The organism is Paenibacillus sp. SJS-P3, from assembly GCF_056711585.1.
On record NZ_CM160043.1, the window covers coordinates 381,024 to 407,367 of the forward strand.

The 26,344-nt window shown below is 60.0% G+C and carries 19 protein-coding genes and 1 riboswitch; of the genes, 13 read left to right on the forward strand and 6 right to left on the reverse strand.

From position 1 onward, the window contains the following. The first annotated feature begins 125 nt into the window (after positions 1-125). The 3 genes from AC06G8_RS01755 to AC06G8_RS01765 all read left to right on the forward strand — a co-directional run bounded on the left by AC06G8_RS01755 (position 126) and on the right by AC06G8_RS01765 (position 4,456). Positions 126-1,757 (forward strand): NlpC/P60 family protein, encoded by a 1,632-nt coding sequence (locus AC06G8_RS01755; RefSeq protein ID WP_480284221.1) that lies wholly within the window; start codon positions 126-128, stop codon positions 1,755-1,757. 41 nt (positions 1,758-1,798) lie between these two features. Then, a complete protein-coding gene (locus AC06G8_RS01760) occupies positions 1,799-2,359 on the forward strand; it encodes a hypothetical protein (protein WP_480284222.1) in 561 nt (186 codons plus the stop codon). 171 nt (positions 2,360-2,530) lie between these two features. After that, positions 2,531-4,456: a M28 family metallopeptidase gene (locus AC06G8_RS01765; protein WP_480284223.1), complete on the forward strand. Its 1,926-nt coding sequence runs from the start codon at positions 2,531-2,533 to the stop codon at positions 4,454-4,456. Between the two features lie 258 nt (positions 4,457-4,714). Here the strand turns inward: AC06G8_RS01765 and AC06G8_RS01770 are convergent, their stop codons facing one another. From AC06G8_RS01770 to AC06G8_RS01780, 3 genes are read right to left on the reverse strand one after another with little or no spacing between them, the layout of a single operon-like run. Next, positions 4,715-5,503 (reverse strand): energy-coupling factor transporter transmembrane component T family protein, encoded by a 789-nt coding sequence (locus tag AC06G8_RS01770; protein WP_447663501.1) that lies wholly within the window; start codon positions 5,501-5,503, stop codon positions 4,715-4,717. Beyond that, entirely contained in the window at positions 5,494-7,179 is a 1,686-nt protein-coding gene (locus tag AC06G8_RS01775) for an ABC transporter ATP-binding protein (RefSeq protein ID WP_480284224.1), read from the reverse strand. The genes AC06G8_RS01770 and AC06G8_RS01775 overlap by 10 nt, the downstream gene beginning before the upstream one ends. Positions 7,180-7,183: 4 nt before the next feature. Further along, complete coding sequence (locus AC06G8_RS01780; protein WP_447663503.1) at positions 7,184-7,789, reverse strand: ECF transporter S component; 606 nt, start codon at positions 7,787-7,789, stop codon at positions 7,184-7,186. A gap of 154 nt (positions 7,790-7,943) precedes the next feature. Continuing rightward, positions 7,944-8,053, reverse strand: a riboswitch (TPP riboswitch). Between the two features lie 149 nt (positions 8,054-8,202). On the opposite strand from AC06G8_RS01780, the gene AC06G8_RS01785 reads away from it, so the two are divergent. Continuing rightward, positions 8,203-9,132: an aldo/keto reductase gene (locus AC06G8_RS01785; RefSeq protein ID WP_480284225.1), complete on the forward strand. Its 930-nt coding sequence runs from the start codon at positions 8,203-8,205 to the stop codon at positions 9,130-9,132. A gap of 124 nt (positions 9,133-9,256) precedes the next feature. On the opposite strand, the gene AC06G8_RS01790 is transcribed toward AC06G8_RS01785, so the two are convergent. After that, a complete protein-coding gene (locus tag AC06G8_RS01790) occupies positions 9,257-11,746 on the reverse strand; it encodes a family 43 glycosylhydrolase (RefSeq protein WP_480284226.1) in 2,490 nt (829 codons plus the stop codon). A gap of 273 nt (positions 11,747-12,019) precedes the next feature. Here AC06G8_RS01790 and AC06G8_RS01795 point away from each other — a divergent pair, with 273 nt between their 5' ends. The 6 genes from AC06G8_RS01795 (at position 12,020) to AC06G8_RS01820 (ending at position 20,830) form a co-directional block, all read left to right on the forward strand. Next, a complete protein-coding gene (locus AC06G8_RS01795) occupies positions 12,020-12,943 on the forward strand; it encodes an ArsR/SmtB family transcription factor (protein WP_447663506.1) in 924 nt (307 codons plus the stop codon). Between the two features lie 300 nt (positions 12,944-13,243). Continuing rightward, entirely contained in the window at positions 13,244-14,626 is a 1,383-nt protein-coding gene (locus AC06G8_RS01800) for an ABC transporter substrate-binding protein (protein ID WP_447663507.1), read from the forward strand. 179 nt (positions 14,627-14,805) lie between these two features. Further along, on the forward strand, positions 14,806-15,687 hold the full coding sequence (locus AC06G8_RS01805) for a carbohydrate ABC transporter permease (protein ID WP_447663508.1): 882 nt from the start codon (positions 14,806-14,808) through the stop codon (positions 15,685-15,687). 24 nt (positions 15,688-15,711) lie between these two features. Continuing rightward, the gene (locus tag AC06G8_RS01810; protein ID WP_480284227.1) at positions 15,712-16,551 is read left to right on the forward strand and encodes a carbohydrate ABC transporter permease; all 840 of its coding nucleotides are present in this window, start codon (positions 15,712-15,714) and stop codon (positions 16,549-16,551) included. 107 nt (positions 16,552-16,658) lie between these two features. Next, on the forward strand, positions 16,659-19,022 hold the full coding sequence (locus tag AC06G8_RS01815) for a glycoside hydrolase family 43 protein (RefSeq protein WP_480284228.1): 2,364 nt from the start codon (positions 16,659-16,661) through the stop codon (positions 19,020-19,022). A 47-nt stretch (positions 19,023-19,069) separates the two neighbouring features. After that, positions 19,070-20,830, forward strand: a complete 1,761-nt coding sequence (locus tag AC06G8_RS01820) for a glycoside hydrolase family 2 protein (RefSeq protein WP_480284229.1) — start codon at positions 19,070-19,072, stop codon at positions 20,828-20,830. A 112-nt stretch (positions 20,831-20,942) separates the two neighbouring features. On the opposite strand, the gene AC06G8_RS01825 is transcribed toward AC06G8_RS01820, so the two are convergent. Both AC06G8_RS01825 and AC06G8_RS01830 read right to left on the reverse strand, forming a co-directional pair. Further along, positions 20,943-21,155, reverse strand: coding sequence for a sensor histidine kinase (locus AC06G8_RS01825; protein ID WP_447663512.1), 213 nt, complete (start codon positions 21,153-21,155; stop codon positions 20,943-20,945). Positions 21,156-21,221: 66 nt separating this feature from the next. Further along, positions 21,222-22,424, reverse strand: a complete 1,203-nt coding sequence (locus AC06G8_RS01830; protein WP_480284230.1) for a stalk domain-containing protein — start codon at positions 22,422-22,424, stop codon at positions 21,222-21,224. Positions 22,425-22,599: 175 nt separating this feature from the next. Here AC06G8_RS01830 and AC06G8_RS01835 point away from each other — a divergent pair, with 175 nt between their 5' ends. From AC06G8_RS01835 to AC06G8_RS01845, 3 genes are read left to right on the forward strand one after another with little or no spacing between them, the layout of a single operon-like run. Next, positions 22,600-23,259, forward strand: coding sequence for a helix-turn-helix transcriptional regulator (locus AC06G8_RS01835; RefSeq protein WP_480284231.1), 660 nt, complete (start codon positions 22,600-22,602; stop codon positions 23,257-23,259). Further along, entirely contained in the window at positions 23,259-24,665 is a 1,407-nt protein-coding gene (locus tag AC06G8_RS01840) for an alanine racemase (RefSeq protein ID WP_480284232.1), read from the forward strand. The genes AC06G8_RS01835 and AC06G8_RS01840 overlap by 1 nt, the downstream gene beginning before the upstream one ends. A gap of 18 nt (positions 24,666-24,683) precedes the next feature. Further along, positions 24,684-26,303, forward strand: coding sequence for an N-acyl-D-amino-acid deacylase family protein (locus AC06G8_RS01845; RefSeq protein ID WP_480284233.1), 1,620 nt, complete (start codon positions 24,684-24,686; stop codon positions 26,301-26,303). Positions 26,304-26,344: the final 41 nt, after the last annotated feature.

Below are 26,344 nucleotides of genomic sequence, written 5' to 3' on the forward strand. Positions count from 1 at the left end.
TACATATATTGTAAAATATGAAATAATGAAGTTGCTTCTATACAGCAAGGAAGGAGAGGTGTGAAGCAAGCTGCATCATGAATCCACAAAAAGATAATCCCATTATCTGATTGGAGGGTACTTTGATGAAGAAAAGCAGCCGCGCTCGAAAACGGTTGGTACTCTGGCTTGGATTGGCTATGATGATCACGGTCCAAGCGCCTGTATCCGCCTCTGTTCCGGCAACCGATTCCGCTGGAGGCGAAGACAGCATCGCCTTGAAAATCGGAATCGGCAGCGGTCCGGGGCAAGTGGGGTATTCCAAGTCGATGCAGGGCGGCGGGGAAGGGCCCGAAGCCTTCGCCGTGTCGGGAGACACCATCTATGTATCGGACAACGTGAACAAGCGGGTCAACGTCTATGTCGGCGGAGAGTTCAAGTCGGAAATCCCGACGGAGCAAAGCCATTACATTCGAAGCCTGGTGGCGGCCAAGGACAACCTTTACTTAATGGATTACGACGGCGGCAAGATCGATGTCATGAGTGTGCAGGGCGATTATTTGAAGAGCGTCTTCTTGCCGCAACCTATGAGCGGCTACGCCATGCAGAAGCTGTACAAGAACAGGGAAGGCACTGTCTATCTCTCTTACAACGACGACAGTTATTCCATCGATGACCTTGCGAACGGCAAGGCTGTCAAGAACGCAGGATACATCGCAGACTCCCGTACAAGCTACAGCTTGAAAAGAGACAAATCCACAGCTGTCGTGCAATCTTCGGGATCGTCGTCTATCGAGCTGCATGCAGCGGAACTGCTGGGAAGCGCTCAAATCCTGAATGCCGATGACAAGGGCGGCCTGCTCATGGAGCTGTTCGATCAGGTCAACACGTCGAAGGTCGCAGGAGAGTATACGGTTCGGAAGTACGTCCAAAACAAGCTGGCTGCCATATCCCCCATCTCCCTCGACAATTATTACTTTTCACCTAATATGGTGCTGGAATCAACGGAGCAGGGAGAGCTGTATCAAATCCAATGCTTCCAGGATTCCGTTCTCATCGTTAAAAAAGGATTCCTAGACCCCTCTCAATTTTCGTCGAAAATAGCGTTGATCAAGAACAGCGCGCAGGCTTACGATCAAGCTGCCCAGGCTGCCGAGCCTTCGTCTATCGGCCTCGCGGCAACGGCTCCGAACGGCCGGACGACGACCCAATCCAACGCGAATTCCCTTTCGTCGCTTGCCTGGACCTACAATTCAACCAATGCGGTCAATCCCGACTCATCGAACGTTACAACTCCTGATTACCTGGTCGGGGTGTCGAAGCCTTCCAGCCAAACCGGCATTCCGTATGCTTGGGGAGGATTTGACGGCATTACGACCAAATCGAGCTCGGCCTGGACCAGCTTTGCAGATGCGATGAGCAAGGGGAAATTTGCCGGCAACGTCAATACGGGCACAGCGGGATGGCAGTCCGGCACGGCAGGCTTCGATTGCTCCGGATTCGTGGCCTCCGCTGCCGGCTTCACCTCCAAGCTGAGCACGACGAATCTGGCGAGCAGCACCTATACGGCAGCCGTGAGCGCGGCTGACATTCTGATCTATGATCTCTATGTCAAAAGCGGCGACCATGTGTTGTTCTACACAGGAGACAACGGCACGACTGCGATCAATTCGCGTGAAGCGACGACGACTGGCGACGATAAGACCAAGGCATACTCGAGGACTAAGACATTCTTAAGCAGCAATAACTATGTATTAAGACGGCTTAACGGCTGGTAAGTCCATTCCCCTGCTTCGAGACTCGACTTAAGGAGGACAAAATGCTCAAAGCAAATCTGATGGCGGTACTCATGTGCGTGGTATTATTCACGGCGCTGCTTGCCGGATGCACCAACGATACGAATGCGCCGGAACCCGTCAACAATGCCATCAATAACACGCCTCAGCCGAGCGATGATTCGGTCCGCAAGCTTATCGAGGATAAAGTATCGTCTTATACGAAAAATACGTTCCGGTTCACCGAAGAGTTCAAGCTGGAAGAGAAGGGCGGCGGCGATGCCTATAGCCTTCACGTTTCCTTCGTGCCGGAGGTCGGCTCCGTGCCGATCAAGCAGGATATGTACCGCAGCGCCGCGCAGCATGCTTACGCGGTCTCGCAGTTCTTCCCGGAAATAAACAGCTATTCCTATTCGGTTCTATGGAATGAGAGCGAGAAGAAGGAAGTCATGAGGCTGGAATTGGACGAGGAAGCCGTCAAGCAGTTGAGCAGCCGATATCTGGAGGAGGCGATGAACGAGAAAAGCGGGCTGAAGGGCTCTTATCAATCGATCTTCTCGTCCGTCACGGTGACGGGAGCGGCGGAGAAATGGCATGATTCCTAGATTTGGAGCATTCACGGGGTTCCTTGGATTTTATCCGAGGAATCTTTTTTTAGATAAATGCTTCACATGGAATAATATAGAATTTAAATGGGGGGATTGGTAAAATGTCCTTGTCGCTGTAGCATGACCAAACAGAGGGGGCAAGGGAAGTTGTCGAAGAGGCTTGTCGCAATGTTTCTTATGGTTGTCATGTCTGTCTCATCACTGGCTGCCTGCGAATCGTCGCAGGGGAATTCTCTGGAAAGAATCGTCCAGCTGCTGACGGACGATCGAATGGAAGGAAGGCTCGCAGGAACGGCGGGCAACGAACAGGCCGTGCAAGCTATCGAGCGGGAATTCGCCCGGATCGGCCTCGACCGAGTGGAGGAAAGCGGTTATGCCGTTCCTTATCCTTACCAGTCCGTCGAGCGAAAGGAAATTTCCTTGAAGGTGAACATGAAGGACGGCAGCGTGAAGCAGCTCGTGTACGGCAAGCACTTCATGGAGCGTGTCATCCGGATGAATTTGGACGCTACAGCGGAGCTGAGGCTGGACTCGGCATCTCTCACCAACCAGATCGCATTCGCAGCCGGATCGGAGGAAGACTACGAGCTGGCGAAAAGCAAGAACCCTCGGTTCATCATGCTTCGCACCAAGGAATTCAAAAAATATCCCCTGAAGCGCACTCGGGATATCCCCGTCGTTCAACTCAACGAGGACACCTATGATTTCCTGAAGCGCAAGCAGGCGGATATCGAGAGCATTTCCTTGCACATGAGCTATGAAGACAAGGAGACGGAAATCTCCAACGTCATCGGCCGAATTCCGGGTACGTCGGCCGGCGGTCCGGACCATCATGCGATCGTCATCTCGGCCCACATCGATTCCATGGGGGAACTGAACGGCTCGATCTATGAAGGAGCCTCCCGCGCATCCGGCGTCAGCTCGCTCGTCATGCTGGCGGAATCGTTGAAGCAGGCGTCCGCTGCGAAGCCGTTCTATTCCGATCTTGTTTTCTGCGTGTTCAACGGGAGGGAGAACGGCCTGCAAGGCAGCGGAGCTTACGCAAACATGATGAATACGCGAACGGTCCACGTCTCCGACATGAATCTGGATACGGTCGGACTCAAGGGCGGCGAGGTCCTGCTTCTCTCCGAGGATACAGGGAAATCCATGGCCTCCGGACTGGCTGAGCATCTTCGCAGCAAGGGCATTGATGCACAGACGAAGCTGTCCTCCGACGGCAGCCATGCATCCTTCGCTGCGAGAGGCGTGCCGGCAGTTTCCCTCGGCGCTGCGGACGACTCCATCCTCCGAACGGTTAGGGACAAGGAGAGCGGAATCGACTACGGGAGGCTCTCGAAGCTGACCGATGCGCTCTTGTCGTACGTGATGGATCGCGATCAGGAGGCTCTCCAAAAGCATGATCACATGGAACCTGAAAACGGGGTGCCGTTCAGGGAAATGTCTGAGTTCGAGTATGTCGATTTGAAGCAGAGAATGATCTGGGGAGAGGAGGCCAAGCTTTCCTTCAAGCAGTACAAGTATTATGTGGACGAAGAGCAGGGCATCCGCACGCTGGTAGCAGGAACCTACCGATCGTTGAGCACGGAAGAGTTGAACATCATGTATCCAGGCAACTCCGTGCCGAGCGCCATGTCCGATTATGATCTTGTCAACATTGGGGTCAGAGTGGACAAGAAGTCGTTCTTGTCAGGAAACGTGGAGGAATTGACCCCTAATGAGATCTACACGGCGGAAAGGGATTTCGAGAAAAAGGATATCCGTTCTCTTAGCTTGATCTATCAGAAGAAGGACGAGTCGGTATTGCTCCTGGAAGTCCTGAACGGCGACGAGCTTCAGCAAGTTGTGGATCAATACGGCAAAGGGAGGGCGCTTGCAAGAAAGGTCGAGGAAAACGGGAAGGAATTCACGATATATGAGAATGGCGGAGTACCGTTTGTCGTCTCGTATCCGTTCCAATCCGGAGGTGTCCCGTACCTTGTGGAGATGAGGAGCTTTGTACCGAAACAAGGCGTCCTTTCTCCGGAATGGGCGTACAGCGATGCGGAAACATCTGCCTTGCTGGACCGAATCGCGTGGGAGCAGCTGAAATAGAGCGGGCCGAACAGCGGAAGGGAACGAACCGTAAGCGGAGAGCCTGGAAGAGGAAAGACCAATGCAGGAAGATGAAGGCCGGAGAGCAGGAAAGCTTTAAGCCCATGGCGAAAATCCCTGCCAACGAGAAAAGGCGAATAACGAATGCGGAACAGACCCTCCCTGGGAAATCCGGGGGAGGGTCTGTTCGTATGCGTGCAAGCGTCCGCTCGCCGGATGCATTCGCTCTTGCCATGCTGATCTTCCTGCCCTCGTCCGTCAACGGACATCGGTTGCGGCAAGCAGCGGATAATGAGTGCCGAGCAGCCATGCCAGCAGCCAGAGAGCGGCGAAGGAGACCGCATACAGGGCGTCGATGCGCGACCAGCCATAGACGTAATAGTACGTGCGCTTGCCGCTGCCGCTGTGGAAGCGTCTCGCCTCCATGGCGGCGGCCATCCGGTGGGCGCGCCGGATGCTCTGGGCCAGCAGCGGCAGGGCATACATGCGCAGGCGGCCGTAGATTCCTAGGCGTCCGGGGCCGGCTCCCCGGATCTGGAGCGCTTGGCGGAGCGTGAAGAATTCATCCGCCAGCAGCGGAACCATATTGAGCGCGGCCAGGAAGCTGTAGGCGTACTTGGGCGGCATCCGGAGCTGCTGCATCAGCGAGTAGAACAAGGCGACCGGACGGGTCGTCAGCGCGAAGGCGAGTCCGACCGCCGCGACCTGGAGCGAGCGGAGCCCCAGATGCAGCCCGCGATAGAAGCTTTCCTCCGTAATCCGGATCAGGCCGAGCTCGAACCAGAGCGTAGCGCCGGTGCCAAACATGATCATGCCGGAGGCCGACGAGACGAACACAAGCAGGAACGGAGAGGCATACAGCAGCACGCGCAAAGGTGGATGCCCGGTAGCGAGCAGCGGCAGCAGGGATGCGGCAACGAGCAGCGCCATGACATTGGGGTCGTGGACGAACAGGGCGGCGACGAACAGCAGCACGGACGCGGCGAGCTTCAGTGTCGGGTTGACGCGATGCAGCCAGGTTTCGCGATGGGAAAAGGTCAGATGCATGCCGTGCCGCCGCTCCTTTCCGTAACAAGCCCGCCGTCGACGAGCCACTGCCGGGTCGCGAAGCGCCGGACCAGCTCCGGATCGTGGGTGATCATGAGAATGGCGCAGCCGTCGGAGCGAAGCCGTTCCAGCTGCTCCATCATCCGCACCGTGCCGCTCGCGTCGAGGCCGAAGGTCGGCTCATCCAGCAGTAGCAAGCGCTGGCCGCCGACCATGGCCGTCGCGACACTGAGCCTGCGCTTCTGTCCCATCGACAGCTGATAGGGATGGCGGCTGCCAAGGCCGTCGAGCGCATAGTTCTCCATGAGCGTTCTTGCCCGGCTGCTTCGCTCGGGTTCCCGCAGCGACCGCGGCAAGGAGTAGGCGAGCTCGTCGAGGACGGAGTCCGTCACGAACTGGAACTCGGGATTCTGGAAGCTCAGCGCGGCATGCCTGGCCATATCCCTGGGCTTTTTCAGGCTTTGGACCGGAACGCCGGGAATGTGCAGGATTCCCTTGGTCTTGACCAGCTTCATGATGGCGAGCAGCAGCGTGCTCTTGCCGGCTCCGTTGACGCCGGTGACGGCGATCCAGTCGCCGGCGTTCACCGCGAGCAGGCCGGTCCGCACCTTGGGCCGGCCGCCGCGCCATCCTTCCAGGCCGTCCAGCTCGAGCAGCATTTCGGCGGAACGGACGGCAGACGACGGAGACATCGTTGACGGGCGGATTGCGGCAGTCTGATCGTAGTCCTCCCAGAAGCCTGGGTACCAGATGCCGTATTCCCGCAGCAGCTTCCGATGCTCCCGGAACACGAGGCGAGGAGACCCGTCGGCCTTGATGCTTCCGTCGGGTCCGAATACAATGACGCGGTCCATATCTTCGGCGATGCCGGCGATCTTGTGCTCGACGATGATGACGGTCCGCCCGCCCCAGACGGAGCGGAGCGAGCTCCATACCTGCCGTGTGCCCTCCTCGTCCAGGAGAGCGGTAGGCTCGTCGAGCAGCAGAGCATCGGGCTCCATGGCGATCATGGCCGCGATGGCAAGCCGCTGCTTCATTCCTTGGGACATGTCGGCTACCGGAAAATGGGGGTCTGCCAGACACAGGCCGACAACATCAAGACAGCGAGAGATGCGGTCCGGCATTTCCTCGCGCGAAATGCCCGAGTTCTCCAGCGCGAAGGCGATTTCTTCGTCGGCATGCGGCATGCAGAACTGGGAGTCCGGATCCTGGAACACATAGCCGGGCCGGGCCGGGACAAGGCAGCAGTCCGCTTTCATCGGGATGCGGATGGCCGACGGCACCAGGCCGCCGAGCACCTGCAGCAGCGTCGACTTCCCGCAGCCGCTCGGTCCGAGCAGCAGCACCTTCTGGCCGCGTTCGATGGTCAGGTTCAGCCCTTTGAAGAGCAGCGGAGAGTCTTCGCCGGGATATCGGAGCCGCAGGTTCTCCACGCGCGCCGCTGGCCCGGCATCTTGGACGGGCGGCAGCGGCCGCTTCGCTGCAGGCGCAGCCTCGCCGGCATGGCGCTGCCGTTCAGAGCCGATTGCGGAGGCATTCGTCGTAGAGGGCAGGCGGCCGCTCCCGATGGCGGGTGAGAGAGCTGCAAGCGGCGTCGAAGCCGCGCCGATTTCCCTGCCGTTCGCCGGAGTCTTGCTGCGCATGCGGCCTTTCAGGATGACGTCTGCAGCTTTCATCGCCTTACCCCAGCGCCTCGTAATCCTTGGCCGATGCGGGGCGGATGAGGCTCAGCACGCCGGTGCGCTCCAGCGCCTTGGCCAGCGCCCAGGCGAACAGTCCGGCGATGACGACGCTGCCGAGCAGACGCATGGAGACGAACAGGGTGTAGTTCCATGCGGTCATTTTATCGATGTAGCTGTAGTGGGCGTCGATGAAAATGGAGACGACGGCGGAGCCCAGAGACGCAAGGATCGTCACGATCGGACCTGCCTTCCGGTACAGGAAGGCGGCGAAGATGATTTCGGCGCCGAGGCCCTGCAGCACTCCGTAGACGATCGTCGAGGCGCCCCACGATCCGCCCATGAACGCTTCCAGCGCGGCCGCGGCCGTCTCGGCGAGCAGCGCCGCCCCGGGCTTGCGGATCAGGAGGAAGGCGAAGGTGCCGGCCATGAACCACATGCCGTAGCTGAGCTGCTCCGCATGCAGGCCGAGCGGCTTGAGAATGTCGTACATCGGATTCCAGATGCGGTAGATGATGCCGAAAACGACGGCTACGACAAGCGTGACGAGAATGTCGGCGAGCGTCAGTCCTTTTGGACGGTCGGCATTGGGCATGGCGGTGGACATAAGAATCAGACTCCCTCTCAAGGAAAAATGGAATGTTCCCCACAGATGGCTGCTGACCCGGCCCGACCTCCTCCGGGGGGCATGAGAAAAGCCCGCCGGAAGCCGGCGGGCAGAGGGAATAAAGGCATATCCGCGCAGGATGGGCATGAAGCCCGGCGGCGCGCTGCATTCTCTCTACGCTGGCATTACCCAGATCAGATCAATGGTCAGCGGCATAAGGCCGCAGTCTCAGCCCGACTTCATCGAGCCCCCATGCATGCTATGGAAATTGTCCTTACTATAACGTGAAAATCTGGAAGCGGCAAGAGGTATTATGGCCGCCGGTCAGCGGGGCCGAGGATTTGAAAGGCAAAAAGCGGAAAGTTGCTTGGGCATCCGTCCAGGAGGTAATCTGTGGATAAGGAGGGATGGACATGAAGTATCGCCGTTTAGGCAAAACAGAGCTGAACGTGTCGGTTGTCGGCATCGGCACCTGGCAGTTCGGCGGGGAATGGGGCATGGATTTCGCGCAGGACGAGGTCGACGCGATTTTGGACAAGGGCGCCGAGCTCGGCATCAACCTGATCGACACGGCCGAATGTTACGGAGATCATCTGTCGGAGGCTTTCATCGGAAACTACATCGGCAGGCGCAGGCGCGAGGACTGGATCATCGCGACGAAGTTCGGCCATCATTTCCACGAGCGGTTCAAGCGTACGGACGTATTCTCCGGAGACGAAGTCGTGAGGCAGCTCGACGCATCGCTTAAGGCTCTGCAGACCGACTATGTGGATCTGTATCAATTCCATTCCGGCCCGGATGCCGCCTTCGACAGCGACAAGCTGTGGACGGCGCTGGACAAGCAGGTGCAGGCCGGGAAGATCCGGCATCTGGGCACGTCGATCGGCAGCAACGACAACCTGCATCAGACGGCCGCCTCATCGAAGGTCGGCTCGCAGGCGATCCAGGTCGTGTACAACCGGCTCGACCGCAAGCCGGAGGAGCGGGTATTCCCTTCCTGCCTGGAGCAGGATCTCGGCGTGCTGGCGCGGGTTCCGCTGGCGAGCGGCTTCCTGAGCGGCAAGTACAAGCCCGGCACGGAATTCGGCGAGACGGACGTGCGCCATCGCCAGGATGCGGAGCAGGTGCGGCAGCGGCTGGAGGAGGTGCGCCGGATCGCGGAGGAGGAAGTGCCGGAGGGCGTCAATATGGCAGCCTGGGCGTTGGCCTGGTGCCTTCGCCATCCTCCCGTGACTTCCGTCATTCCCGGCTGCAAAAATCCGGAGCAGGTGCAGGGCAACGCAGACGCGGTGAAGCTTGTCACGGAGCCGCATCCGCAGGATGTGCCGAATATCGGCCGATAGCTCCCCTCGCTTGGCAGCGCCGCTGTCTTGTCGGCGAGCATGTCAAGGGAACCCAAAAAGCCCTGCCGGACTGCGCTTGAGCGCGGTCCGGCAGGGCTTGCTTGTTTAGCTGAGGCTTGCTTGTTCAGCTAGGGCTTGCGTAGACGGAGAAGTTGTCGAATCGGGTGGCGTTGTTCATGGAGCGGAGGCCGGCCTTGCCGTGCAGGAACGGAAGGGCGCTGTTGTCCGCATAACTCAGCTTGGGGGCATTCATATCGTCGACGTAGACGCGGATGGTGCTCCCCTCGGCGACGACCTTCATCCGGTGCCAGGCGCCGGCGGCGAGCGCGGCCGGCGTCGATGCCAGCGTTTGATAGCCGTAATTCATTTTGCCGAGATAGACCCCGTCAGGCTTGATGAACGCATAGTAGGCCTGGACGTAATCGGGATTGTTCGCGAGCACCTTGCCGTTCGACGGATTGTTGACCCGCACCAGCACGCCGGCGTCCCCGGTCGTCCCGACCAGCTTCACATCCGCCTCCACCGTATAATCGGACCATAGGCCGGAGCCGATGACCGTCTTGGCGGGACCGCCGGCAGCCGCGCTCAGCTCGCCGGAAGCGACGGACCAATCGCCTTCATACCGCGTCCAGCCGTTGTCGTTGCCGTCGTTGAAGTCGTCGGCCAGCGGCGAGGGCGCCTGTCCCCTCTCGAACGACAGGCTGCTGAAGTCGAACTCCCCCTGGACCGTCTCGAAGCGGAGCTCATGATAGCCGGCGGTCAGATAGAGGCCTTTCTTGGAGACGTTCACCCAGTTCTCCCAGCCGCCGCTTCCGGCCGACTGCACGACTCCGGTCAAATCCGCCGCCCCGTCCCACACGCGGAAGCTGACGTTCGGAAAGGTCGTGGCGAGCCGCGCGCTCATGTCATACATGCCGCTCTCGGCGACATTGACCCGGTAGATGAGCCATTCCCCCGTCTGGTTCCAGCCGACGACCTCCTTGCCCTCCGCCGCCGACGAGCGGATATCGACCGCATCGCTGCGATAGGAGCCGCCGATATTGGCAGGCGTCAGATCATGGTAGCCGGTCCCTTCCCCGCCTTTGCGGTAGTGGACGGCTTCGATCGTACCTGGAAGCGGCTTGTACGCATTCCAGGCGCTGCTGCCGCCGACATCGTTGCTGAACGCCGCATAGCCGAAGTCGGCGTGGGCGTCCTGGGTGGCATAGCCGATTTTCCCGCCGCCAAGGCCGCTTACGCTGCGGGACTGCTTCTTCATGCCGTCGAAGTAGACGGCGAAGGAGGCGCCGTTCTTCTCCACCCGGATCTGATGCCACTTGGTGTAGTCATAGCCTGCGGGGAGAGGGGAATACTCCCAGCCCTGACTGGCGCCGCCGACGACAAAATGGGTTTCGAGACGATTCAGCTTGCGGTTCAGGAGGGCCGTTCCGTAGTTGTTCTCATCCGTATAGGAAAATACGGCTCCATACAGCGGCGAAGAGCTTGTGCCCATCTTCATCTGCTTGGCATGGAACTCCGCGGTGTAATCGGAAGCTGTCGAGGCCGCCGTCACTTGCCGGTACCAGGCCGTCGTCCCGATCGTATCCTGCCACATCAGCTCCTGGTTGTAGATGCCCCAGGTTCCGCCGCCGACATTGGTCCAGCCGGAGCCGATCGCGTCGCGCGCGAAACGGTCCTCGAACGACGGCGCGGCCGGGTTCGGCTGGCTCGCCGTCGTCGGACCGAGGACGGACATCCGGTCTCCGTTCCAGACGATGCGGTCCAGATTCATTTTGCGGCCCGGATAGACGGCGTTGCCTTGGGAAGCGTGGCTGTGGTAGACGATGTAGTCCGAATCCAGATCCGGACCTTTGACGATGGAGTTGTGTCCGAGGCCTACGTTGGAGCCTTCCGTTGCGATCAGGATCGGGTTCTGGCTCTGGGCGGGCGCGAAGCCGGAGAGAGGAGAAGCTCCGGACGCATAGTTGACCCGATAGGCGGTGCTCCATACATGGTTGCCGGTATAGGTCATGAAATACTTGCCGTTGCGCTTGAACGTCGTGGAGCCTTCCGTCCATCCCGCCATCGAAAGGCCGGTCGAACCCGCCGCTCCGAAAGCGGTCGGCGAGGTCATCGGACGGGAATCGATCCGGTCCGCGCCGGTGGAATAAAAATACCATTTTCCGTCGTCGTCGATGAAGACGCTGCCGTCGATGCCCATGCCGAGATTGCCGGTCTGCGGCGTGAACGGACCGATGGGACTGCCGCTCGACAGGACGTAATGCCCGCCTCCTCCCGGAGAGGTGTACATATAGAACATTCCGTTCCAATAGACGACCTCGGGCGCATAGGCGGCCTTGGTTACGGGATCCGAAGCGCACAGCCCGCGGTAAGTCCAGGAAACGAGATCGGTGGAGGACCATACCTTCACGCCGATCTGGTCATCGACCGTGCTGACATAGAGGTAATAGACACCGTTGAATTTCAGGATGTAAGGATCGCCCTCGCCGTAGAAATCCCCGTTGGCCCACTTCCAGGAGGAGGAGAGGGTGTAAGGATTGCTGTAGGCATGAGCGGCGGAGGGGAGCAGGAGCAGGACTGCGGCGGCGGCAAGGAATGACTTCCATTTCTTCATGTGGCATTTCATCTCCTTTTCGATGGCGGATCGGAGAAACGCGGTGATACAAGAATGGAATCAGAGGGACGAGGCTTCACTTCTCCTCCTTTCTTCCGGTTGATTTGATAGCGCTTGCAGAACGGAGTATAGCAAATGCGGATATGAAGCGGAAGAGATAATTTCAAAATATATGTATTAAAACAATAATAAATGTTTATTCCAATAAAACTGGACATATGTGCCGATTAAGCCTTATATTATTGGAAGAATGTCAGGAAGGGAGTTTGGAACATGCTTGAGCTGTCTATTGAAGACCCGGACCGTCTGGTCAAGGTGGCGCATGCGCTCAGCACGCATACCCGGATCGGCATCATCCGGCTGCTGCTGTCCAAGCCGAACGTGAATATCATCGAGATTGCCGAAGCTCTGGATATTCCCGTATCGACGGCGGCTACGAACGTGAAGGTGCTGGAGGAGGCGGAGCTGATCCTCACCGAGCTGCAGCCGGCCAGTCGGGGGGCCATGAAGGTGTGCAGCCGGAACTTCGACGATGTGCGCATGATTCTGAATCCGATCGCGTTCTACCACAACACGAGCAAGCTCGTCGAGGTGGAGATGCCGATCGGCCACTTCATCCAGTTCGATATCCAGCCTACCTGCGGAATGGCGAACAGCGCCGGCATGCTGTTCGCCGAGGACGATCCCGACAACTTCTATCACCCGGACAGCCGCTCGGCGGAAATCATCTGGCTGCGCAAGGGCTGGGTCGAATACCGCTTTCCCAAAAAGCTGCCGCAGGGAGCCAAGGTCACATCCCTGGAGTTCTCCCTGGAGCTGTGCTCGGAGGCGCCGAATTACAACAACGACTGGCCTTCGGAAATCACGGCCTGGATCAACGGCAAGGAGATCGGCTCCTGGATTTCGCCGGGCGATTTCGGCGACCACAGGGGCAAGCTGAATCCGGCATGGTGGAACGACAACAGCACGCAGCACGGCCTGCTCAAGACATGGGGCGTCGATGAAGGGCGCAGCACGATCGACAACGAGCGCTGCTCATCCGTTACGCTGGACGACCTGGACCTGCAGGACAAGCCGTACATCAGCTTCCGCATCGGCCTGAGGCCGGACGCGAAGCATCAGGGAGGAATGAATCTGTTCGGCAAGGGCTTCGGCGACTATCCGCAAGGGATCGTCATGAGGCTGCAGCACGATTAAGATGGTCTTCCGCAAGGCCCGCCGTCCGGGAAAGGACAGCGGGCCTTTTCCGTTTGCGAGTCAAAGATAGAGACAGAGAAGCCATCCTTTCTGTTTAGAAACAAAAAAATGGAAAGAAAGCGTTGACATATTTGGATTGGAACCGTTATATTCTGGATATAAACAAATAAGTTGTAACAAAACAAATATTCGGAGTGGATGATCCGGCCCATTGCATTCGGCGCCCGATCCTTACGGAACCGCGGCTCCGGTGTTTGGCCTTATTTGTTTCAAGCCAATATTGTCAGGGGGAGCGTATCCATGGTTCTGAAAAGCAAATGGTCCGCCGTATCGCTTGCGCTTGTGCTGGTATCGGGATTGGGATTGTCGGCCTGCTCCGGCAACGGGGGAGACGCGCCGGCTTCGAGCGGAGAAGCGTCGTCTCCATCGCCGACATCGGGAGCGGCAAGCCCAAAGACGGACTCCAAGTCCGAGATCGAGTTCATGGGGTGGGGCGGGGACAGCGAAAAAGCCGTATTCCAGAAGCTGATCGATTCTTACATGAAAGAACACCCGGATAAGAAAGTAAAGTACACCGTCGTTCCATCGGGCGAGTATTACCAGAAGCTCGACACCCTGATCGCCGCCAAGAAAACGCCGGATGTGTTCTATGCGGGCGGCGCGCATTTCAACAAGCTCGCCAGCAGCGGCCTGCTGCTGAACATGGATCCCTACCTTGAAAACAACAAAACGGTCGATCCGAGCAATGTGTGGAAACAGGGGCTGGACCGTTACCGCTACGACGGCAAGACGGTCGGCCAAGGCAGCCTGTACGGCCTGCCGAAGGATGTCGGGCCTTGGGCTCTCGCCTACAACAAGGATTTGTTCGACAAGGCCGGCCTGCCTTATCCAAGCGCGAAGGCGGGAGAGTATACGTGGGACGACATGGTCGCCGACGCCAAAAAGCTGACGACGGCAAATGCCCGCGGGAAAATCGATACGTTCGGAATCGCCGCTTATTCGACGGAATCCGCCGTATGGGCCAACGGCGGAGATTGGATCGATTACAACACCGGCAAGGTGACGATCGATACGCCGGAATTCGCCCAGGCGATGCAGTTCGTGGCGGATCTCAGCCTCGTGCACAAGGTCAGCCCGTCCCCGGATGATGAGAAAGCCCAGAACGGCTATGCGCGGTTCGTCGCGGGCAAAGTGGCGATGTTCCCGATGGGGCCTTGGGATCAGCCCGGCTTCTGGAACGTTCCGTTCAAATGGGATATCGCCGCCTGGCCGGCAAGCCCGAATACGGGCAAAACCGCGACCTGGCTCGGCTCTCTCGGATTCGCCGTGTCCAAATCGACGGAGCATCCGGAGGATGCGTTCGCGCTGGCTTCCTATCTGAGCCTCGACCGGGAGTCGCAGAAGCAGAACTATGAGCTCGGCCAAGCGGTGCCGAACCTCATCGACATGGCCAAGGGCGAGTTCCTGCAGATGGACAAAGCGCCGCAGAGCCGCCAAGTGTTCCTCGATATCATTGAAGACTACGGACGTCCTCCGATCGAGGTGAACTCCAAGAGCGTGAAGTGGATCGATACGTTCTGGCAGGATGCCAGCCAGGTGTGGACCGGCAAGAAGACGGCTGCGGAGTTCGTCAAGGAAGAGCAGCCGAAGCTGCAGAAAATCTACGACGAAGACAACAAGTAACAGGCTTGGCTGGGAAGGAGAGCGGCGCTGATGGAGGCCGCTGAAAAAACAAGCGAAGGGCGCGGAATCGTTCTGGAGAAACGGCCGGAAGATTGATCCGCGCACGCAGCGACAGCTTTTTCAGCGGCCTCGCGCTTTTGCCGCCTCCCCTTCCGGCTTCGTGCCGGGGAGGAACGTTTATGACAGGCTATCGGCGAAAAGAAATGCTATGGTCCCTGCTGTTTGTAGCGCCGCCGGTTCTCGGCTTCCTCATCTTCGGGCTGGCCCCCCTTCTAACCTCGCTGGGCCTCAGCTTCATGTCCTGGGATATGATGTCTCCAGCCAAGTTCACCGGCCTGGACAACTTCGGGAAGCTGGCCCAGGACGAGAAATTCTACAAATCCATGTACAACACGTTTTATCTGCTGCTCGGAATTCCGCTGGGCATGGTCGTCGCCATGGCGCTGGCGCTCATGATGAACCGTCCGCTCAAGGGCGTAAGCCTCTTCCGGACGATCTATTATATCCCCGTCATCTCGCCGATCATCGCGGTCTCCCTGCTCTGGCAGTGGCTGCTCAACTACGATTACGGCATCATCAACGAATTCATCTGGCGAATCTTCGGCGTGCAGGGCCCGAACTGGCTGGGCGACCCGGACTGGGTCAAGCCTTCCTTCCTGCTGATGGGCTTATGGGGGGGAGTCGGCGGCACGATGGTTCTCTATCTGGCCGGACTGCAGGGGATATCCTCCAGCTATTACGAGGCGGCGGAGGTGGACGGCGCGAAGCGCTGGCATCAGTTCCGCTACATCACGCTGCCGCTGCTGTCTCCCATCCATTTCTTCGTCGTGGTGATGGGCGTCATCGGCACGTTCCAGTCGTTCAGCCAGATGTATATTCTCGCGGCGGACGGCGGGCCGGAGTACAGCGGAGCGACGATCGTGTACTACATTTTCCAGGAAGCGTTCAAGTACTTCAATATGGGCTTCGCCAGCTCGGTCGCCTGGGTGCTGGGAGTGATCATCTTCATTCTGACCCTGATCCAATTCCGCTTCTCCAAGCGTTGGGTCTACCAGGACTAGGCGTTCCCTAAGGAGGAGTAGACTATGGCCAGAGAAAGACGCTTGATGAACAGCTTGATCTATATGCTGCTGCTGGCCGGCTCGGTCGTCATGCTCGGGCCGCTGGCCTGGACGCTGTCGACCTCGCTCAAGACCCAGCAGCATGTGTTCGATGTTCCGCCCCAATGGATTCCGAAGCCGTCGACATGGAGCAACTATACGGATGTATGGTCCAAAGCTCCGCTGCTGTACGGCTTCCTGAACAGCGCCATCGTCGTGGTCGCCGTGCTGTCGGTCGGGCTGTTCGTGGCCTCCATGGCGGCTTATTCCTTTGCCAAATTCAATTTTCCGTTCAAGGAAGGAATCTTTCTCGCCCTGCTCGGGACGATGATGATTCCCTATTCGGTCGTCATGATTCCCCAGTACATCGGATTCTCCGAGCTGGGCTGGGTGGATACGCTGCTGCCGCTCATCGTTCCGGGACTGTTCGGGAATATCGTGACGATCTTCTTCTTCCGGCAATTCATGCAGGGCTCCATCCCGAACGATCTGATCGACGCGGCCAAAATCGACGGCTGCGGTTATTTCCGCACGTTCGCCACCGTCGCGCTGCCCATCGCCAAGCCGGCGATCGCGGCTCAGGCGGCTCTTGGCTTCATGGGCATCTGGAACGATTTCATGGGGCCGCTCATTTACTTGCATACGCCGGAGAGGCAGACGATCCAGGTGCTCATCGCCAGCATGCAGTCCAACTATATCTCGACGTCCAATTATCCCTCGCTCATGGCCGCTTCGCTCATCGCGCTCGTGCCCGTCATCATCGTGTTCTTCATGGCCCAGCGCTACTTCATCGAATCGCTCGCGATCAGCGGGATCAAAGGCTGAGCCGAGGGATGGAGCCGTCAGCAATCAAAAGAAGGAATCGGGTCGTGCTCCTTGCCGGCATGGCATGTGCCGCAGGAGCTGCCGCCATCCTTTGGGGAAGGGGAGAAATGGATATGAATCCGGCCGCGCGCAGCACGGTGCAGATGGGAGCTTCCTATCAAAATCCGATGACGCTCCCGCAGGAATGGGAGGATTACGGCATCGGCGATCCTTATGTCCTGCGCCATGACGGACAGTATTACCTGTATTGCAGCACGAAGGACGGGCGGATCGGCGTGAAAGCCTGGAGCTCGGCCGATCTGGCTAATTGGACCTATGAGGGCCTGGTCGCCGAGGAGCCGGTCACGGAAGGGGCGTATGCTCCCGAGGTCGTCTACTGGAACGGATCCTTCTATATGTACACCTCCCCGGCCGGCAAGGGGCATTACGTCCTGCGCAGCGATAAGCCGACCGGACCGTTCCTTGCGCAGACCGGCAATCTGGGCCTCACGATCGACGGGTCCGTGTTCATCGACGACGACGGCAGCTGGACGTTCACGCATGCCGAATTCGGCGGCATCATGGCTGCGCCGATGAGCGATCCCTATACGATCGGCGCGGGGGAGAAGCTTGGCGCGTCGCTCGGCCATTGGACCGAGGGGTCGATGATCGTCAAGCGCGGAGGCAAGTATTACATGACCTACACGGGCAACCATGTGTTCAGCCGGGGCTACCGGGTCAACTACGCCGTCTCCGACGAATCGCCGGCAGGTCCGTACCGGATTCCGGACAACAACCCGATCCTGCTGTCTACAGAGGAGGGGTTCAACGGCCTCGGCCACAGCTCCACCGTGCTTGGGCCCGATCTCGATTCCTACTATATCTTCTATCACAATCTGGAAGGCCGTTCGGCGGAAGGACCTCCCGTCCGCCATCTCAATATGGACCGGCTCGCCTTCAGCGGCGACAAGATGAGCGTGCTGGGCCCGACCTGGGGCATTCCGACGGAAGCTCCCAAGCTGCCCGTGTTTCATGACCGTCCGGGCTCGTCTCCATCGCCCGATAAGTGGGAGCAGGCAGCCATGCCTGCTTCCGGAAGCGGCCGATCCTGGGTAAGCAGGCAGAGCACGGACAACCGCTATACGGCCGAGTTCAATGTCGTTGTCCAGCCGGACGGCAAGGAGAATGGCATCGAAGCGGGCGGCGAGTCTGTTCTGGAAATGCTGCTCTCCTACCGGAACGAGCGCGACAGCCGCGTGCTGCGCATCGACGGCCGGCAGAATACGCTGATCATGGCGGAGCAGTCGGACGGGGCGGAAACCATCGTCTTCTCGGCCGATCTGCCTCAGGGGACGGAACTGAGCGTCCTCCACGCGCTGCGTGCCGAAGCGGATGGCGATGGGACGAGGATCTATTGGGACGGCCTGCTTCTCGCGGATGTGAAGGCGTGGAAGGGAATGTCCGGGAAGATCGGGTATCGGTGGCCGCAGGGAGCTGAGCCGGTGCTGTCTTACACCGCCTTCTCGAACGAAGCGGGGGGCAGCAGCGACCGAAGCGCGGTCAAGCCGTTGCCCGGGACGCTGGAGGCGGCCCAAGCCGTCGAAAATCCTTCCTTCCCGCTCAAGGTCGGCGCGGCCGGCACGCCGGACGGAAGCCTGGCGGCGGAGCTGGGCAGGAACGGAGAGTTGGCCTTTCCCGTTCAGGTGAAGAAGGACGGCCGCTACCGGATCGCCGTCATGGCGGAGCGCGGCTCGGAAGGAGCCGCTCTGGAGGTGGAGGCCTCGGGCCGGAAGCTCAAGTCGGAGCTTGATGCCGCCCTGTTCTCCTCGGAGTCGGAGTGGACGAAGGTGCCGCTCGGAGAGTTGGAGCTGAAGGGCGGCCTGCAGTGGTTGGCCGTCAAGCAGAAGTCTTCCGGCGTTTCCCGCATCCGTTACATCGAGGTGCTGGAATCGGCAGAGGTGGACGGTTCTGCGCAGGCTGAGCTGGAGAAGCAGGAGCTCTTCGGCAGCTGGGAACAGAGCGAGGCCGGCAGCCGGATCGCGGAAGCCGGGCGCGACAGCAAGCTGTTCGTGGGCGATGCCAGATGGGGCGACTATGAGGTCGGTTTCCGGCTGCAGGCGGACGGAGAGGATGCGGGAGAGGCGGCCGTGCTGCTGCGGACGAGCCGTGAATCGGATTATCCGGCTCAGGTGGCGGACTCGTTCATCGGGTATCAGCTCGTGTTCCGCAGCGGCAGGATCATCCTGGAGAAGATCGTGTACGAGAGGAAGGAAGAGCTCGATTCGGCGCTGCTGGAGCTGCGGCCCGGCCAGCCGTCCGAAGTATCCGTGAAGCTGGAAGGCGGCCGGATCCGGGTATTCCGGGAAGACGGGGAGCCGCTTCTGGATGTGCTGGACCCCGATGCGATCCTGCAAGGAAGAGTCGGCTTTCGCTCCTCGTCCCGTGACTGGATCATTTCCGGTCTTGAAGTGCGGCCGGTCGGCCATGAATGACAGAGAACGCTGCGACCAGGCGCGTTAATGGAACGGAGAGAAGACAGATGACAACGAAAAGATACATCAAGGACTACCCGAGGCCGCAGTTCGTGCGGGACAACTGGATCAATCTGAACGGAGCCTGGCAGTTCGGCTTCGACGACGGCAACGAAGGAGAGCGGCTGGGCTGGCCGGAGCGGTTCGGCGGAGATCGGACGATTCAAGTGCCCTTCACCTACGAGACCAAGGCGAGCGGCATCGGCGACGAGTCCCATCATGCCTATGTCTGGTACAGCCGCGAGCTGGACGTTCCTGCCGAGGCGGAGGGCAAGCTGGCCCTGCTCCACTTCCAGGCGGTGGATTACAAGGCCAAGCTGTGGATCAACGGAAGTTATGTGGGAAGCCATCAAGGCGGTTACGCAGAGTTCCATTTCGATATCGCTCCTTATCTGAAGTATGGACAGAGCAACGTGATCACGGTGAAGGCGGAGGACAGCCTCGACGCGACCCAGCCGCGCGGCAAGCAGCGCTGGGTGAAGGACAGCTTCGAGTGCTTCTATGTCCAGACGACCGGCATCTGGCAGACGGTCTGGCTCGAGTATGTGGAGCCATCCTATGTGGAGGCCGTCAAGATGACGCCGGATCTGGATGCGCGGTCCATCCGGTTCGAATACCAGGTGCAAGGGGCCGGAGCGGCGGACGATATCCGCCTCGAGACGCTCGTCAGCCTGAAAGGGAAGCCGGTCAAACAGGTGAGCCTCGCCATCGACCGTCCGTGGCTGCAGCTGGATGTCGACCTTGTCCATGAAGCCAACGGCCCGTGGAAGCACTGCCACTGGTCGCCGGCGCATCCGAATCTGTATGACGTCGAGTTCATCCTGTACAAAAACGGCGCCGAGGTCGACCATGTATACGCCTATTTCGGCATGAGGAAAATCTCGATCGAGAAGGATCGCATTCTGCTGAACAACGCCCCGATCTACCAGAAGCTGATTCTGGATCAAGGCTACTGGCCGGATACGCATCTGACGCCGCCCTCCGAGGAAGCCATTCTCGAGGATATCGACAAGCTGCTGGAAATGGGGTACAACGGCGTCCGGAAGCATATGAAGGTGGAGGATGCGCGCTTCCTGTACTGGTGCGATGTAAAGGGAGTGCTCGTATGGTCGGAGATGGCCGCCACCTTCGAATTCAACGACCGGGCCGTGGAGAGGTTCACCCGGGAATGGATGGAGGTCGTCCGGCAGCAGTACAATCATCCTTCCATCGTGACGTGGGTGCCGTTCAATGAATCGTGGGGCGTCATGAACATCGCCAAGGATGTCCGGCAGCAGAAGTTCACGGAAGCGATCTACCATCTGACGAAGGCTTTCGATCCGAATCGTCCGGTCGTGTCCAACGATGGCTGGGAGCATACCGTATCCGACATCCTCACGCTGCATGACTATGTCGAGAGCGGGGAGGAATTCCGCCGGCGGTATGCGGGCAAGGACGAGATCACCGGCAACATGCGCAGCTTCAACCACTGGAAATACGCGTTTGCGGACAGCTACGCCTACAAGGGGCAGCCGGTCATCGTCAGCGAATTCGGCGGCATCGCCTTCAAATCGGAGGAAGGCTGGGGCTACGGCAATCAGGTCGGCTCGGAGGAAAGCTTCCTGGAGCGGTTCCGCAGCATCCATGAGGCCATCCAGCAGACCGAATATATCTCGGGCTACTGCTACACCCAGATCACCGATGTGCAGCAGGAGGTCAACGGCCTGCTGACGGAGGACCGCAAGCCCAAGATTCCGCTGGAGAAGATCAGGGAAATCAACGGCTCGTAAAAGAGGGGATAACGAATCGAAGAGTACCAAAGAAGCCGTCCAATGGGACGGCTTCTTTGGTGTTTTTGGAACAGCTCGGAGGTTCAGGGCAATCGGGAACACGCTCATGATTTCAGGTGGACTTCACGATAATAAAACTCGCTTTGACGGTGGTGCCTGCACGTGGCTGACTGAATACTTCCAGTTCTCCTCCTGCCATTTCAGTCCGTTCTCGAATGCTGGTAAGGCCAATGGAGTATCGGCCGCTCTGCTTTTTATCATAATGGAAACCCATTCCCCGATCGCTGATTTCCATGGATGCTTTGCCGGTTTCAAGCTCCAGCAATAAAGAGGCCTCGCTTACCCGCGCATGCTTGCTGATATTGAGCAGGTTGGCTATTTGCGTACTGTGCTACCTTACCTCTATGATCACTTCGGCCCAGGACGTGGCGGCAGCGCCGCCCGGGGCGGGGATATAATTCGGGCTGATGACCGAGATCAGGTACAGTCCCGGCTCCTTCAGCGTCACGCTGCCGGCGAAGGCTTGCTTGGAGATCGCGACCGTTTTCGTTTCCGTTTCCGTGTAGATTTTCGTAACGTCCTTGGCGTCCTTGTTGAACTTGGCGACCGAGAGCTTCAGGCTGTCAAAGCCGTCGAGCTTCAGCAGCTTGCCGGAAATGGCGACCGGCTTGCCCGCCGCGGCCTTCACATAGCCGGAGGATGGCTCCGACAGCGACAGATTCGGCGTCCCTTCTTCCGTATAGGAGACCGGGACGGAGGCGGGATCGGAGACGCTCCGGACGACGGAGATGGGGACGCTGCCGGCCGAAATGGCTCCTACGGTAAACAGGTTGGCGCCGGGGCGCAGCTTGACGGTGAAGGAGGCTCGATCGTAGACGCGTCCGTCCAGCTGGATGTCCTTGCCCGCCGATTCTCCGGTCGATCCGCCGCCGCCGCCGGATCCTAGCGGTTGCATGACCTGCGGAGAATAAATGCCTTTCTCATAGAGGACGTTGAAGGTCGTCTCGGAAGAATCCGTACTCCAGGACGGCTTCAGCTTCTCCAGAATTTTACTGCTCCAGTTCAGCCGGACAATCCCTTCCGCATAGGAAGGACTGATGCCCATGTATTTGAGAGCGGCGACCGGAACGTAGGTGATGCCCTTGCTCAGAAATGGAGCCGGAGTCGCAGGGTCCGCGATGGTGTCGCCTTGCGGGCTGAATAGGCCTGCCTTGCCGATCCGGAAGACGAGCTCCTGCCAGTAGGACTGCAGCTCTTCCTTCATTTTGATCCGCACCTGCCCTTGCTTCGGCTCCCAGTCGACGGAAACCGCGGCGCCGGTCTGGCGCAGCGTTCTCAAAGGGATATAGATGCGGCCGTTTGTATGGATCGGTTTGTCCGTCTCGATTTTGTTGCCGTCCAGGACGGCTCTCGAGGCGGATGCGGCGAATGAGAATTCATGCTTGTTCTTGTAGATTTTGACGACGTCGGGGACGGGAGCGAGCGGAGAAGATGCGGCGGCTTGGCTTGGCGCGGATCCCGTGAAGGCCAGCACGGCGGCAAGCAGGGCGGCGGAGGAAGCGAGTCTCCGTTTTTTGGAGAAGAGTCGGTTCATGGATAATCCTCCCTTTTCTAGTACTTCCATTCTGATTATCCGACGGGTTGGATTTCAAATTGGTTGCAAATCACGACATGAATAAAAGTTAGGAAACAGAAAAAAAGTTTGCTGCGAAGAAGGAGCGGGTGTAGGATAAGAGGCAAGAGAATTCAAGCGGTGAGGAGCGGTGGAAATGGAATCGGTATCGAAAATGCTGCCGCTGCTGCGGGAGCTGGCGCAGGGCATCTCAGCCCAGTTCGGAGAGCGCTGCGAGGTCGTCGTCCACGACTGGTCGCAGCCTTATGAAAGCACGATCGTGCATATCGAGCACGGCCATGTGACGGGGCGGAAGATCGGCGATCCCGGCACGAACCTCGGACTCGAGGTGATGAGAGGCACGTCGGAGGGCGGCCATCGGCAGAATTACGTCACCCGGACCAAGGACGGCCGGCTGCTGAGATCCACTTCGATTTATTTGAAAAATGACGCAGGAACAGCGATCGGAGCCCTGTGCATCAACTTCGACATCTCGGAGCTGCTCGCCGCCGAGAAGGCGCTGCAGGGGCTGGTCGGCATGCAGGAGCTGCCGCCGGTGCAGGAGTCGTTCGTCAGCAACGTCAGCGATCTGCTGGATTCGCTGATCCAGGAGGCGGAGGACGCCGTCGGACGGCCGCCTTCGCTCATGAGCCGCGAGGAGAGGATCCGGTTCATCGCGCTGCTGGACCGCAAAGGCGCGTTTCTGGTCAAGAAGGCGGGCGAGAAGGTATGCGCGTATCTGGGCATCTCCAAGTACACGCTGTACAGCGATCTGGAGGAAGCCAAGGCGACGGATGCGGAAGGGGAGCAGAACTGATGGGCGAGAAGGAACGGGAAGGGATGGAAGCGGGCGCTCCTGAGCGGGAAGAGGAGCGGTCGGGGCAGGAGGCTGCCGCTCAGGCGGTGATCGAAGCGTCGGAGGGGCCGATAGGGACCGGCGGAGGACCGCCAGCGGCGGAGCGGCTGGATGGCGGCGATATGCCGGAGCAAGGAGCCGAGGCAGCGCCGAAGCGAATGGATGGCGGAAGGAAGGCGGCAACGGAGCGGCTGGATGGCGGCGATATGCCGGAGCAAGCCGCCAAGGCAGCGCCCGAGAGCGGCTGTCTGCCTGGCGGGGAATTCGGCGATGAAGGGCCGCAGACTCCCTTCATTCTTATCCGCAGCGTGCGCGTGGACGCCAATATCGCGTCCATGGCGGAAGCGGCGGCGAAGCGGGGCGTGAAGCTGCGCCCGCATGTGAAGACGCACAAGCTGCCGGAGCTCGCGGCCCGGCAGCTTGCTGCGGGAGCCGTCGGCATCACCGCCGCCAAGCTGTCGGAGGCGGAGGTGATGGCGGATGGCGGGATCGGCGATATCTTCATCGCCTATCCCGTCATGGGCGCCGCCAAGGCGCGCCGTGCCGCGAGCCTCGCGCAGCGGTGCCGGCTCGCCGTCGGCGTCGACAGCGCCGCGGGAGCGCGGCATTTGTCGGCGGCCGCCGAGGCCGCCGGCATCGCGCTCGAGGTCCGTCTCGAGATCGAGAGCGGCCTCCGGCGCACGGGGGTCGCCCCGGAGGCGGCGCTGCCGCTGGCGCGGGAGATCGCAGCGATGCCCGGCCTGGAGCTGACGGGCATCTTCACGTACCGCGGCGCGATGCTCGGCGGGGCTCCGACGATGGATCTGCGGGCGGCCGGACACGAGGAAGGCCGCATGATGGCTGCCGTCGCACAGGAGCTGCGCCGCGGAGGCGTGCCGATCCGCGACGTGAGCGTCGGTTCGACTCCGACGGCTGTCTATGCCGCCGAGATCGAGGGCGTCACGGAGATCCGGCCCGGCACGTACGTGTTCCATGACCGGATGCAGGCGGCCTTCGGCCTCTGCAAGCTGGACGATTGCGCGGCCGAAGTATGGGCGACGGTCGTCAGCCGGCCGGCGCCGGACCGCATCGTCATCGACGGAGGCAGCAAGACGTTCGCGACCGATGTGCAGCCGGGCAGCGCGCCGCTGCAGCTGCAGGGTTTCGGCCATGTCGTCGGCCTGCCGCATGCCGTGTTCGAGCGCATGAACGAGGAGCATGGCGTCATCCGGATTCGCCCGGAGGACGACTGCCAGCCGGGCGACCTGCTGCGCGTCGTCCCGAACCATATTTGCAGCACGGTGAATCTTCATTCCAGCGTGTACATCAGCGATAAGGACGGCGGGCTTCGGCAAGTTCCGGTCGTAGCGCGCGGCTGCATTCAATAGAAGGGAGCGAAAGGCGACATGCTGGATTTAGTGCTCAAAAACGGACGCATCGTGGACGGGAGCGGCAATCCGTGGTTCCGCGGCGACGTCGGCGTGAAGGATGGGATGATTGCCGCCGTCGGCCGCGTGGACGCGGAGGCGGCGCAGACGATCGACGTCCAGGGACGCGTCATTTCCCCCGGATTCATCGACGGCCACTGCCATTCGGATCTGATGATCCTCGACCATCCGCTCAGCGAGATCAAGCTCAGCCAGGGCGTCACAGCCGAGGTCGTCGGCAATTGCGGGCTCGCTCCGGCGCCGGTATTCCCGGACCGGGAGGAGCTGCTGCGCAGCTACATTTCCCCCGTCATCGGCAGTACCCGGCATGACTGGCAGTGGAATACGGTCGGCGAATATATGGACTACGTCGCCCGATCCGCTCCCGCCGAGCATATGGCGACCTATGTCGCCCACGGCGCCTTGCGGATCGCCGTCATGGGCTTCGACAACCGTCCGGCGACTGCCGCGGAGCTGCACCGGATGAAGGAGCTGCTGGAGGAAGGGCTGCGCGCTGGCGCCATCGGCTTGTCGATCGGCCTGCTCTACTCCCCCGGCAGCTATACGTCCAAGGAAGAGCTTGCGGAGCTGTGCACGGTGCTGCCCCGCTACGACGGCCTGCTGAGCACGCATATCCGCGGCGAGGGCAACAATCTGCTGCCTTCGGTGCGCGAGGTCATCTGGATCGCCGGGAAGGCGGGCATTCCGCTCCATATCAGCCATCTCAAGGCAGCCGGAAAAATTAACTGGGGCAAGGCTCTTGAAGCGATGGAGCTCGTGGAGGACGCCCGCGCTCAAGGCATGGATGTGACCGTGGACGTGTACCCTTATTCGGCGGGATCGACATCGCTGACGACGATTCTGCCTCCATGGGTGCTGGAGGGAGGCATCCCGGGAGCGCTGGAAGCGTTCCGCGACCCCGTCCTGCGCCGACGCATCCGCGAGGAGCTCGGCCGGGAGCAGGACGACTGGGACAACCTCGTCTGCTCCACCGGCTGGCAGAGCGTGTTCGTCGCCTCGGCCAGCGGCGCCAACGCTGCCTTGGAGGGCAAGCATATCGAGGAGATCGCCGTCATGCGCGGCGTCCATCCCGCCGACTGCATGATGGATCTGCTGCTGGAAGAGGACGGCCAGGTGCCGATCGTTTACTTCCACATGTCGGATGACGACGTCCGCCAGGTCATCACCTATCCCCGCTCCCTGATCGCCTCGGACAGCCTCACCTGCGAGACGGGCAAGCCGCATCCAAGGCTGTATGGAACGTTTCCCCGCGTTTTTGCCAAATACGTGCGCGAGGAGCGGGTGCTGACGCTGGAGGATGCGGTGCGCAAGCTGACCTCGTTCCCGGTGCAGCGCTTCCGTCTTGGCAAGCGGGGCCTGATCGTGCCCGATTATGCCGCCGACCTCGTCGTGTTCAATCCGGATACGATCCAGGATACCGCGACCTTTGCCGATCCCAAGCAGCAGCCGGAGGGCATCTCGCATGTCGTCGTCTCCGGGCGCGTCGCCATGCAGGACGGCGTGCATACCGGGGAGCGCGCCGGGGGCTTCCTCCGCGCAGCCTCATGCGCCTGCGGCAGCGGGCATGGAACGCGCTGAAATGCCGCGCATTTCATGCGGGAGCGCCTGAGATGCAGACA

Excerpts from the sequence above, each read along its gene's own strand:
- AC06G8_RS01755 (WP_480284221.1), top strand. The coding sequence starts at position 126 with ATGAAGAAAAGCAGCCGCGCTCGAAAACGGTTGGTACTCTGGCTTGGA.
- AC06G8_RS01760 (WP_480284222.1), top strand. The coding sequence starts at position 1,799 with ATGCTCAAAGCAAATCTGATGGCGGTACTCATGTGCGTGGTATTATTC.
- AC06G8_RS01765 (WP_480284223.1), top strand. The coding sequence starts at position 2,531 with ATGTTTCTTATGGTTGTCATGTCTGTCTCATCACTGGCTGCCTGCGAA.
- AC06G8_RS01770 (WP_447663501.1), bottom strand. The coding sequence starts at position 5,503 with ATGCATCTGACCTTTTCCCATCGCGAAACCTGGCTGCATCGCGTCAAC.
- AC06G8_RS01775 (WP_480284224.1), bottom strand. The coding sequence starts at position 7,179 with ATGAAAGCTGCAGACGTCATCCTGAAAGGCCGCATGCGCAGCAAGACT.
- AC06G8_RS01780 (WP_447663503.1), bottom strand. The coding sequence starts at position 7,789 with ATGTCCACCGCCATGCCCAATGCCGACCGTCCAAAAGGACTGACGCTC.
- AC06G8_RS01785 (WP_480284225.1), top strand. The coding sequence starts at position 8,203 with ATGAAGTATCGCCGTTTAGGCAAAACAGAGCTGAACGTGTCGGTTGTC.
- AC06G8_RS01790 (WP_480284226.1), bottom strand. The coding sequence starts at position 11,746 with ATGAAGAAATGGAAGTCATTCCTTGCCGCCGCCGCAGTCCTGCTCCTG.
- AC06G8_RS01795 (WP_447663506.1), top strand. The coding sequence starts at position 12,020 with ATGCTTGAGCTGTCTATTGAAGACCCGGACCGTCTGGTCAAGGTGGCG.
- AC06G8_RS01800 (WP_447663507.1), top strand. The coding sequence starts at position 13,244 with ATGGTTCTGAAAAGCAAATGGTCCGCCGTATCGCTTGCGCTTGTGCTG.
- AC06G8_RS01805 (WP_447663508.1), top strand. The coding sequence starts at position 14,806 with ATGACAGGCTATCGGCGAAAAGAAATGCTATGGTCCCTGCTGTTTGTA.
- AC06G8_RS01810 (WP_480284227.1), top strand. The coding sequence starts at position 15,712 with ATGGCCAGAGAAAGACGCTTGATGAACAGCTTGATCTATATGCTGCTG.
- AC06G8_RS01815 (WP_480284228.1), top strand. The coding sequence starts at position 16,659 with ATGGATATGAATCCGGCCGCGCGCAGCACGGTGCAGATGGGAGCTTCC.
- AC06G8_RS01820 (WP_480284229.1), top strand. The coding sequence starts at position 19,070 with ATGACAACGAAAAGATACATCAAGGACTACCCGAGGCCGCAGTTCGTG.
- AC06G8_RS01830 (WP_480284230.1), bottom strand. The coding sequence starts at position 22,424 with ATGAACCGACTCTTCTCCAAAAAACGGAGACTCGCTTCCTCCGCCGCC.
- AC06G8_RS01835 (WP_480284231.1), top strand. The coding sequence starts at position 22,600 with ATGGAATCGGTATCGAAAATGCTGCCGCTGCTGCGGGAGCTGGCGCAG.
- AC06G8_RS01840 (WP_480284232.1), top strand. The coding sequence starts at position 23,259 with ATGGGCGAGAAGGAACGGGAAGGGATGGAAGCGGGCGCTCCTGAGCGG.
- AC06G8_RS01845 (WP_480284233.1), top strand. The coding sequence starts at position 24,684 with ATGCTGGATTTAGTGCTCAAAAACGGACGCATCGTGGACGGGAGCGGC.